Below are 9,662 nucleotides of genomic sequence, written 5' to 3'. Positions count from 1 at the left end.
CAGCGGGAGCACCCCGAACTCGGGACGTCGCGCATAATGCAGGAACCCGTCGAGGATGCTGTTCAACTGCTCCTTCCCCCGGCGCCCCCTGAGCGCCAGATCGTGTCTGGGCATCCCCGTCTTCTGTGCCAGCAGCTCCAGCGCCACCGCTCTTCTGTCGAAGACCGGCGGCCCGGCCGCTTCAGTGCGCAGGTCGTTCATGGCGTCGCGCAGTTCGTCCAGTCGTTGCGAAGCCGGTCCATGCAGCTCGATGCCGTGGGTCTTGACCAGATGCAATCCGAACAGGATTTCCGGATCAATCAGGGGGCTGTCCGGCGAGGGCCATTGCTGCGCCAGTGCAGCGAACGCCGCTCCCAGTGCTTCGCGGGACGCATACGGCTGCGGCGGCGCTTCTCCCCGGGACAGCGCGGCTGTCTTGAGGACGGACGCCATCGAGTGCTCAAACGTGCCGAACGGGTACTGGGTATCCTGGCCGTGTGCATCCAGCCAGTCGACCACCATCCTGCGGCGCGCCGGTTGCTCCTGGGCAGCGAAACCGGGCAGCCGCATCACGGCCGCATTACTGGCCAGGTCATCCACACTCCTGCCCACCGCATTGACCAGCGCATTGCCGTCAAAATAGATACCGCTGGCATGCTCGTCGGACCCAAGATTGCCCGGCAGGAACAGGCGCTGCTGCAGGCGGTCCTTACCCAGCGCCGCAGCGAAGTCCTGATGTCGCTGGATGCTGGCCCGGCGCGAGCTGTTCACGCCATGACTGTTCGCATGAAGCGTCGAGGCTTCGTCGAACAGTTCCGGTCCGAGCAGCCCGGCAAGAAACGCGGGCGTGATGTGCACATTGGTATCAAGCACCGTGAAGATATGCTCACGCCGCGTGATGTCCACTCCATGCAGGTTCAGCACGGCTATCAGTGCCGATGTCGGCGTATCAATCCGTGAAGGTGCCCGCGCCAGATCCAGCCACGCCCCCTGCAGGCTGGTGGCTGGCATCACTGCAGGCGAGCCCGTCGCACTGCGCACCTGCCGCGCTCCGGTAATGGCCCCGGCCTTTATGCCGGCGCCATTGGCGCTGCGTGTCCCGGCGGGTATCCGCCCGGCGTCCGGAAAGAAGGCTCCATACCATCCGATGGCTTCCCTGATGCTTCTTTCCAGCTCCGGGTCAGCGGCATGTCGGGGCGAACCGGGTACAGCAGACCGGCCAGGACCGTTGCGGGCAAGCCGGCCAAGTGCTTCGATCCGGGTGTCGGGGATATTTTTTTTCTCGTTCACCTGCCTCATTGCGGGCCCGGCAGAATCGCTGGCCAGTGATCCGGATGGAGGGTATTGCCGCACCAAAGCCTGAGTAATGCTGCCAGTCATGCCTGTCCCGTGATGATCTGAAGAGGAATTTCGCCACACAGGCGCCGTGAGGGAGCGATACACGCCCCCCGGCTTCGAAGCCCGGCAGGCCGACGCTGCCATCAGCGGTGCTCACACCGTCATCGACGGGCCGCCCCGCATGGCCACGTTGGGAAACGGCACTGTTGCGCCTGCCATGAACCTGGAAGCGTCCCGCATCGCCCTGCGCCCCATGCCAAGGGCGTGGATCTTATCCCGCTCCCCCTGCGCGCTCAAGCAGGCTGCCCAGTCCCTTTTCGTATTCGGGCGGGAATTTTGCGCATCCGTTCCCGCATCTAAACCTGTGTCTATCGGTATGCAGGTGCAACATTCCCGCGAGCCCTAGTCGAACAAAGTGCAGAGGCCATTTCCAACTGCAATCAAAGTTGTATGACATTGACCGCGGATTTCGGACCCCTTATGAGCCACTGTTTCGGCGTTACGCCGCCAAGGCCCATGTTGGAGCGCTCGTGATTGTATTGCCACATCCATTCGGTCGCGAAGTGCTGCACGTGAACCGGCCGGCCCTAGCCACATTGTGGAGTGAGGGGCAGGATCTGGCGAACGAGTCGCTACGGGCAGTGCAGTCAGTCTGGGAGGCCGAGCAGGCAGAGACGGACACGCTTCGGGCCGAGCTGGCCAGCGCGTATGAACGGGCGGGCCGGCGAGCTCGAGTCGGCACAGGCGCGCGTCACCGAGCTTGAACAGCAGGCCCGGGAGGTCGCCACGGTCGCTGCAACGGAACTGGCTACCGTGCGTGCTGAGCTGACGTCAGCAACAACGCATGCAGAACGCGCTAAGGCCAGGGTGGAGGAAATCGAGCACCGCGCCGGCGAACTCCGCGCGGAGCTGGACCGGGTTCATGCGGACATAGAGCGCCTGCAGACCGAACTGGCTGCCGTAAGGCACGCCTTACGGCCGGCAGATAGGGGGTGCCGCTACTCATTCTCGCGCACCGTCACCGTCCAACAATTCCTCGTTTCTTAGATGGTCTGCATGTAGCTTTTAAACTACAATTGCAGCCATGACAGAACTTCTCCGATATCGACGCGAGGATGGCCGCGGGCCGTTCACAGAGTGGCTCGACACGGTGCGCGATAAGGTGGCCCAAGCGCGCATCCGCGTCCGGCTCCGTTAAGTACAGGCCGGCAACTTCGGCGACAGCGAGCCGGTCGACGAAGGCGTCATCGAACTGCGCGTGCAAATCGGCGCCGGCTACCGCGTGTATTGCGGCCGGCATGGCAAGACCATCGTGCTGCTGTTGTGCGGCGGAGACAAAGGCAGCCGGTCGGCGAACATTAAGCGAGCCAAGGCGTTGTGGTCGGAATGGAAAAGGGCAAGCATGAGCAAGCTCAAAGGCGTGGTGTCGCACCACGAAACAGAAGTCGCCGAATTGCGCGCTGACCGCGGGCTGGCGGTCGAGTACCTAAAGGCAGCGATGGAATCGCTAGACAACCCGGACGACCGCGCGGAGGGCCTGCTGGCCCTGCGCACCGTGGCGGAAGCCTATGGCGGGCTCGGCGCGGTGGCGGCCGAGGCCCGCATCAGTCGTGAATCGCTGTACCGGGCACTGTCGCCCAAGGGGAACCCCACGCTCAAGACGTTGTTGGCTGTGCTGAAGACGGTCGGTATGCGACTTTCAGTCGAACCTGAGCAGCACGCTCACGCCTGATCGAGCCCCCCCTGCCAGCGACGCCAGCACCTTGGCGCGGAACCATTGGTCATATGCCTCGAGCTCTTCGACCGTGGCAAACTCCGATTCGATGGGAGAAAGGGCGGTAACCGTGCCAGTCAATATAGCGCTTGACGGGACAGCAGTCGTGATGGGAGATGGTACGCGCAAGGAAAGTGAAGTCCCCCGTCGTAATACCCATTGGGCCCCACCGCGTTTCACCATCGCTGCTCCTGCCACCAGCGCCAGCCGTAGCACACGAGCAGAATTCCCAGAAGTACGCCCAGCTTGGTGTACCAGGCAGCCCACCACACGACATGATTGGGATCCCCATGGAACCGCTCAAACAGGGCGCTGGACCAATAGCTTAACGCGGGCCAGAAACAGGCCCAAAGGCCCGCGAGGGCTGCCGGCAGGAGGTCAGCCGGTTCGAAGAACTGCAGTTTCAGCAAACCCCAGACGCACAGCCCCCACAGGATCAGGCTGCTCAGTACTTTACCGCCGGAGTTCAGGTCCAGGCTGAGCGTTTGAGAAAACACCCAGACAATCCCGAGTAGCAGGGCGGCGATGCCAAAGGTCGCGACCATGCCGGCAGCGGCAAGATCGTTCTCATTTCTTCGGTTCATGCGACTTCTTCCAACAGGTCAGTGATCAACATACAGCCTGTTTTCGTGTTCCGATCGAGGAAATGTCCCAGCCAAAACAGGTATTGGCTCGAAATTTCCAACAGGGCTCCGTTGAACCGGAACAACGCAACGGGCTGGGGGAGGGTTTCTTACAGAGGCACATTCCGGGCGATGCGAATCATCCCGTTCAGTTCGTTGTCGCCAGTTCCTACGAGCTGGGGGGCTATTCGATGTAGGCGCGATGGGCGCAATTTGTTTAAATCCATCGACAGCGCCTGCTCCATGATGGCGTGGGCCAGGCGTCCCGTCGCGTTGGACCATAGCTGATCGGCAGCGGAGAACTGGGCGTGAAGATTCTGTTCAGGAATGTCTGGCATATCGTTTTTCCAAAAGTGTTCGACGCAACGCTGTCGTTACGTGTAGTGAAAAATCAATGCCATTAATCAGGGTGGCGAAGTTAATCAGGAAATAATGTGAATATCAGACAGAAGCGGGGACGCAGGCAGGATCGACAGGGCCTGCGCACGGCTGGTCCTCACCTCTTGCGCCGGCGGGTGACGGGACTCTGATTCCGGGATATATCCGTCACCCTCTTTTTCAGGATCACTTCTGGCCGGTCAACGGGTTGTATAGCCCCGCCAAGCGCAGATGGCGCGGGAAAGCAGGCTCGACGTGCACTCGCGGGCCTTTTCAGCCGCCGCCGCGCGGTCGGCCTGCTGCTGGGCGAGCCGGGCCTGCTCGGCCTGCTGCTGTCGGAACAGCGCGACCTGCTGCGGGCGGTCTCTCACCTGTTGCGCAGCCAATTGTCGCAGCTGTTCCGCGCGTTCCTTCGCCTGCTTTGCTGCGACTTCCCATTTCCGTTCGGCCTCGATCTGACGTGCCACATCGGACGGGTCGCCTGAGCTCGTGGCCGCAGGTGAAGACGCCGTGACTGATCCGGCGGTCGTGCCTTTCGACCCGAAGTACCGCGACATGGCCTCGTTCTGTCCGGCCGCTCCAGCTGTGGCAGGTGCCGGTGAATCCGGTGGCACAGTGTTGTTCTCCGGTGTCGCCGGCGCAAGGACCGTTCTTGCGGGGGCCGCCTTCCTGCCGTTGACCTGAATATCGAACTGGTGCTCGAGGTTCGCGGCAAGCGTCTCGACTTCGAGAGCCGCCCGGTACATGCCGAGAGCATCGAGCGCACCGGCCTCAAGCTGCTGGTACTCGAGACGCGGTGGCGGGGTTAACTTGAGCGCATCGAGGTAGGCTTGCCCCTCGGACCCGGCCGGGACCCTGTCGACGGGCAGTCCCCGGAAAGGTGAGCTCGCAATGAGTGCCTGCGCTTTCGCGTAAGCGTCGCGCTGGTGCTGGGTGTCGATCCTTATCTGATCGACCGACACGGTCCTGATTCCGGCGAGGCGGGTCTGCAGACGGGTCGCGGAGTCTTTCGCAAGGGATTGCACAAAGCCGGGTGAACTGGCGACGAGCCCGGGCAGATGGTTGATGCTGGCCTGCGTGGCGGCCATCGAACCCATGGTGAGCTCGTTGTACTGCACGAGGCGCCGGGTCGCCTCCCGCACCTTCACGGCCGGGTAGTGGTATGCCCAGGCGAGTCCGCCGGCGAGGGCCGCAGCGGCCACGATTGTATTGAAGGACACCCGTGGCACGTAGAAGAGTCGGCCAGGCGTCTCACGCATGGCCGGGAAATATTCACCGAAGGATCTCATGCAGCCTCTGCGAGACGGATTACATCGCGGCGCACGACATTGCCGCGATTCAGGATGGCGATGGCGGTACCGGGGCGGGCGAGTAACGTATCAATTTCGTCAGGTGACACGATCGGGGTGGGCTCCAGCGCAAGCAGGGGTTTCGAGGTGAATTGCCAGGTTTCGCCGGGTTCGACCAGGTCGTGGACATGCTGGCCCAATGCGGCGGATTTCGGTGTCCACTCGCGATGCCACAGGCCCACGGCATATGACAGGCGTGGGGTAGCCGCGTAGCGCTGCCGGTGCAAGTCGGCTTCGCGCATGGTGCGGTCGGTGCCGGAGTTGTCGTAGAGGCCGAGATCGGCCGCCGCATCGGGCAGACCGTGGTAGTTCTGTGTGGTGGCTTTCCAGATACGGCCAGCGCGGGTCGACACGTACTCGTTTGAATCGGCGGTGCGCGGAGGCAGGGCAATCAGGCTGGCGAAGTTGTTGGCGAGCTGCAGCGCGCCGTCGCGCTCGAGACGCCTGTAGAGGCCATCCAGATTCTGCGTGGCGAACAGCAGGTACAGACCTAGGCTGCGTGCGACCGGGGCAGTTTCAACGTCCGCGCGGGTGAGCAGGTTCTGGACCTCATCGGCGACCAGGAGCACGGGGGTTTGCCCTATGACCGCACGCCAGTCATCACCGCGCCGCTTGACGGCGTCATAGAGCCGACGCATGCACAGCGCGGAGATCGCAACGCCGCCCGCGCCATACTCGGATTCCGGCAGCAACAGGCCAGCCTTTGCGCCGATCAGCAAGTCCTCGACCAGCCAGCCAGATTCCTGCGTATCGCACCAGGGGCCAAGCCGCTCATGCAGGCAGATGTTGCCAAGCCAGGTGCGCACCATGTTGACGATGCTGCCGGAAGTTTTTTCCGGCATCGCGGGCAGTTCCACCGCCCAGTAGCCGACCGCCGCGCGCATGCGCCCGTCGGCCTTCTCGTACACCACTTCCAGCAGCGCGGCGCGATCGTAGGCGTCCATCGTGCAGAAGCGCAGGATTTCCGGGATCGTGAAGGAAGCCGTCGGATGCGCATGCAGCACGATTGCGGCCATGCGCAGCATGAGGCGCGCGGAGTCCGCCCAGGTTGGATCGCGATCGTCATCCGCGCCGAATACATCCGCGAGAACATCGGCGACGGCATCGGGCGACATGCCGGCAATCGCGTTGAACGCGCCATGTCCAGGGCTGATGAGCTGGAAGCCAGGCAGTTCGGCGAACTGGAGCGGGAGCGTGCCCTTGCCGTCGAGCACAAGCATGCCGCCCATGTCGCCGGCGAGCCATTCGGTCGACACGGGACGGATGACACTGGTAGTCTTGCGCGTGCCGCTTGCGCCAATGACCATCAGATGGGTGGACAAGTCATTCAGGGAAAGGCCAACCGGCAGCCCTTTCTCGCCAGGCGCGAGGGGGTCGCGACGCTGGGCAAGCAACCCGAGGCTGTAACCGATCCGGATAAACGGGGAGGTGTCATTTGTCGCGTTCTCGATCTGCTCGATGCGGGCCATTTCCAGCTGCACGAAATGCTCGCGGCCAGCCTTGTCAATCAACAGTTCCGTTCCCGTTTCGCGTACTGCCTGATCGAGCTGCAGGGCGCGGAATGCCATCGGCTCTGGCATGCGAAGAACATGACGCAGCGCGAAGAACCACATGAGCGCAACGAAAGACCATTGCACTGCCTGTTCGCCAACGGAGAGACTGTCGTTGAGACGGCTACCTGGAAAGCCCGGGAGCAGAGGGGCTAGGAGTAACAGCACTATCGCCAGCTTGGAGATGTGCCAGGGCATCTCCCTGCGCCCTTCCCTGCCGGTCAGCAAGCTAACGATTGTGGGCAGATGCATCGCGCACCAGGCAAGTACGGCCAGCCATACGGAGATCATGACCACGGCCGGCGACATGAAGGCGAGGCCGAGGGAAAACAGTGCCGCGCGCGAATTGAACCATTCCGCACGCACGGCGGAATATTCCAGATCGGTGGCCAGCACCTGACCGGCGACCGCCTGGCCTCCCGCATCCGTGACCGTTATACGCAGCCGGTCGCGCAAATCTGGCGGCGTATCCGCGTCCACAGCACGCACGACGCAGCGTGCCATGACGCCTCTAACAGAGTCGATCTCGTCCTGCCTGACGGGTGTGCGCGGCAGGCACCATTGCGCCACAACTGACTGGAAGAGGGTCGCGCCGAAAGACAGCATGAGGCCGATCCAGACGATGACCGTACAGAGGACGGGCGAGAGGTGCGCATTTGTGGAAACAGCGGAGACATTGAGCAGATAATAGGCCAGCACCAGGCTGAGCATGAACACCGCCGGCGTGACGATCCAGGACCGACGCGCCCACATGCGTTGCGCGAGAAAGACGCCGATCTGCGAGAGCGACAGTCGCTGCACGCGGCGCTCAACAGGATCACCGGAAAGACCGGTGTGTTCGTGAATGGAGCCCGTGATCCAGTACACCTGCGGATCGAGACTGTTTTTGTATTTGCGCCGGATGACCTCGCGCATCTGACGCTGTTCACGCTCGATGAGCCATGACAGGAATTTGGTTTGCGGATCGTCGAAAAAGGTACGCCATGGTGTTCTCAAGATTTTCTGAATGCCTCACTGCCAAGCCATAAAAAGCGCTGCTGTTCAGCGCCACCATCCTTTCCTTCCATCCGGGTTCTGGCATCGATCAGGATGCCGAAAATCACGGCCCGGTCCAGCTCCGCTCAGGCCGGCCTTGATGACGAGGCCGCCAAGTTCGATCTTGTGCCGGGCGTCCTCCTTTCTCATCAGCATCCGGATACGTGCGAGGGCCCGTTCAGCTTTCGCCAGTCGCCGGCGGGCGAGGTGCGCCGCTGATGGTGCCCTTTGCACGAAACCTGGACGCGATGGCGTCGAACTCCCCGAGCAGCTGCACATCGCTTATCTCAAGCTCCGCCAGTCCGGCTTTCACCGCGAGCCGGCCGATTCTTGCGGTGGCCGTATCTTCGAGGCTGGCCAGCCGTTGCTTTGCCTGCTCAAGCTCGGCCAGCGCTTCGGCGCGCCGATCCCTGAATGTTTTTCTTACAATACGTAGTCCGGAATAACAGAGGTAAAAAGGGAGGCAGGGCGCGCATCCTACCGCAATCATTTCTGCCAGATCAAGCATGCGATTTCGCATGCGAAAAGGAATGATTGACGCGGCCAGTACGGCCACATAAAAATCGAAAGCAGTGCGAAGTTAAAACTTACGAAAACTTTTCGAGTTTGCGTGCGACTGTGGCAGTGCCCGAGCAAGCGAACGGCAAAATCAACCGCATTGCCTCATGGCGATACAAGCAGGGCCGCCGTAGTCCAATACGTAGTGAACACGCAGGAAAGGAATTGCCACGGCCTATCACGTAATCTCAGCGTATATAGCCGGAGCAAGGGGCACTCAGCCGTTGCGGGGGCAGCCTACCGCGCCGGATCCGAATTGAGGGATGAGCGTACCGGAGAAGTTCACGACTGCACGGGCAAGCACGGTGTCGAGCACAGCGAGATCATGTTACCAGCCGATGCGCCGGAATAGGCGCGTGACCGGTCCGCGTTGTGGAACGCGGCGGAGACGGCTGAGAGGCGCTCGAACAGCACGATCGACCGGGAGTTCAAGGTGGCCTTTCCGACGCAGCTCAGCTTTGAGGAGCGGCGCGAAATGGCGCGGGCCTTCTCCAGTGAAATCGTGGAGCGGCATCACGTCGCCGTCGACTCGTTCGCGATACCGCTGCTGTATGCGTTACCCACCGACGCTACGGTATCCTGTCCGCCGTCGTTCGGGTTCGCTCCGCTCCCGGCTTCCAGTGCTGGCCAGCCGGGATGACGGGGTGCCGTCCTACCACTGGTACCCGGCGCTAACTGCTACCCCATACGCGCCGCGCGTGTTCGTCGACACCGCCCCCTTGTATACCCAGCGGTCGCTCTCGGTCACATGCGAGAGGCCCAGCGCCTGGCCAGACTGGCCCTGGTACACGGCGCCCCCCAGCGACACCATGCTCCTGCCCGGCGTCGTGGGTTGTGGCAGGTTCGCCACCGCCATTGCCGATGCCGAACCAGCGTTGGCATCACGGCGGTCGGAATCAATCCGGTTGTTCACGTCGTTGATGCGCTGGTCCGTGTAGCTGTTGGCCTGCCCGACGCCCTGCGTCACGCTCTGGTTGAGCTGCTGCACGTTCACCGCGTCGGTTGCCTGCGTGCCCGCCGCCACGTTCGTGATCTGCCGCTCCGCGCCTGGCGCGCCCACGCTCACCACGTTGCTGCG

At 62.5% G+C, this 9,662-nt stretch carries 10 protein-coding genes and 3 pseudogenes; 4 read left to right on the top strand and 9 right to left on the bottom strand.

What is annotated here, in order from left to right; translation table 11 throughout:
- A partial coding sequence (locus HV796_RS38475; protein WP_217478149.1) for a hypothetical protein occupies window positions 1-1,269 on the bottom strand: 1,269 nt, incomplete at its 3' end.
- A 756-nt stretch (window positions 1,270-2,025) separates the two neighbouring features.
- Between HV796_RS38475 and HV796_RS38470 the strand changes: the two genes are divergently transcribed.
- The 3 genes and pseudogenes from HV796_RS38470 (at window position 2,026) to HV796_RS44755 (ending at window position 3,049) form a co-directional block, all read left to right on the top strand.
- On the top strand, window positions 2,026-2,364 hold the full coding sequence (locus tag HV796_RS38470; protein ID WP_175233039.1) for a kinetochore Spc7 family protein: 339 nt from the start codon (window positions 2,026-2,028) through the stop codon (window positions 2,362-2,364).
- A gap of 37 nt (window positions 2,365-2,401) precedes the next feature.
- Window positions 2,402-2,722 (top strand): annotated as a pseudogene (locus HV796_RS44760) (type II toxin-antitoxin system RelE/ParE family toxin); the annotation flags it as partial.
- Complete coding sequence (locus tag HV796_RS44755) at window positions 2,720-3,049, top strand: helix-turn-helix domain-containing transcriptional regulator (RefSeq protein WP_175233042.1); 330 nt, start codon at window positions 2,720-2,722, stop codon at window positions 3,047-3,049. The pseudogene HV796_RS44760 and the gene HV796_RS44755, both read left to right, overlap by 3 nt.
- On the opposite strand, the gene relB is transcribed toward HV796_RS44755, so the two are convergent.
- From relB to HV796_RS38430, 7 genes and pseudogenes are all read right to left on the bottom strand, one after another.
- Window positions 3,017-3,274: a type II toxin-antitoxin system RelB family antitoxin gene (gene relB / locus HV796_RS46460; RefSeq protein ID WP_446687039.1), complete on the bottom strand. Its 258-nt coding sequence runs from the start codon at window positions 3,272-3,274 to the stop codon at window positions 3,017-3,019. The two genes, HV796_RS44755 and relB, sit on opposite strands and share 33 nt — an antisense overlap.
- Entirely contained in the window at window positions 3,268-3,675 is a 408-nt protein-coding gene (locus tag HV796_RS38455) for a hypothetical protein (protein ID WP_175233038.1), read from the bottom strand. Before HV796_RS38455 ends, relB begins: the two co-directional genes overlap by 7 nt.
- 149 nt (window positions 3,676-3,824) lie before the next feature.
- Window positions 3,825-4,052, bottom strand: coding sequence for a hypothetical protein (locus tag HV796_RS38450; protein ID WP_175233037.1), 228 nt, complete (start codon window positions 4,050-4,052; stop codon window positions 3,825-3,827).
- Between the two features lie 240 nt (window positions 4,053-4,292).
- The gene (locus HV796_RS38445) at window positions 4,293-5,381 is read right to left on the bottom strand and encodes a hypothetical protein (RefSeq protein WP_175233036.1); all 1,089 of its coding nucleotides are present in this window, start codon (window positions 5,379-5,381) and stop codon (window positions 4,293-4,295) included.
- Entirely contained in the window at window positions 5,378-7,987 is a 2,610-nt protein-coding gene (locus tag HV796_RS38440) for a type IV secretory system conjugative DNA transfer family protein (protein ID WP_175233035.1), read from the bottom strand. Before HV796_RS38440 ends, HV796_RS38445 begins: the two co-directional genes overlap by 4 nt.
- Window positions 7,988-8,113: 126 nt before the next feature.
- A pseudogene (traD, locus tag HV796_RS46160) lies at window positions 8,114-8,176 on the bottom strand (conjugal transfer protein TraD); the annotation flags it as partial.
- Between the two features lie 28 nt (window positions 8,177-8,204).
- On the bottom strand, window positions 8,205-8,534 hold the full coding sequence (locus HV796_RS38430) for a TraC family protein (RefSeq protein ID WP_246356303.1): 330 nt from the start codon (window positions 8,532-8,534) through the stop codon (window positions 8,205-8,207).
- A 102-nt stretch (window positions 8,535-8,636) separates the two neighbouring features.
- Here HV796_RS38430 and HV796_RS44750 point away from each other — a divergent pair.
- Window positions 8,637-9,224 (top strand): annotated as a pseudogene (locus tag HV796_RS44750) (MobA/MobL family protein).
- Window positions 9,225-9,236: 12 nt separating this feature from the next.
- Here HV796_RS44750 and HV796_RS38420 read toward each other — a convergent pair.
- Window positions 9,237-9,662, bottom strand: a 426-nt coding sequence (locus HV796_RS38420) for a YadA family autotransporter adhesin (protein ID WP_175233034.1), incomplete at its 5' end; no start/stop codon positions are given.

The organism is Paraburkholderia humisilvae (assembly GCF_902859855.1).
Taxonomy (GTDB): Bacteria; Pseudomonadota; Gammaproteobacteria; order Burkholderiales; family Burkholderiaceae; genus Paraburkholderia; species Paraburkholderia humisilvae.
This window is presented reverse-complemented; position numbering and strand designations above follow the sequence as displayed.

Coding starts and splice junctions, on each gene's coding strand:
- HV796_RS38445 (WP_175233036.1), bottom strand. CDS start 5,381: ATGAGATCCTTCGGTGAATATTTCCCGGCCATGCGTGAGACGCCTGGC.
- HV796_RS38455 (WP_175233038.1), bottom strand. CDS start 3,675: ATGAACCGAAGAAATGAGAACGATCTTGCCGCTGCCGGCATGGTCGCG.
- HV796_RS44755 (WP_175233042.1), top strand. CDS start 2,720: ATGAGCAAGCTCAAAGGCGTGGTGTCGCACCACGAAACAGAAGTCGCC.
- HV796_RS38430 (WP_246356303.1), bottom strand. CDS start 8,534: ATGCTTGATCTGGCAGAAATGATTGCGGTAGGATGCGCGCCCTGCCTC.
- HV796_RS38450 (WP_175233037.1), bottom strand. CDS start 4,052: ATGCCAGACATTCCTGAACAGAATCTTCACGCCCAGTTCTCCGCTGCC.
- relB (WP_446687039.1), bottom strand. CDS start 3,274: ATGGTGAAACGCGGTGGGGCCCAATGGGTATTACGACGGGGGACTTCA.
- HV796_RS38470 (WP_175233039.1), top strand. CDS start 2,026: ATGAACGGGCGGGCCGGCGAGCTCGAGTCGGCACAGGCGCGCGTCACC.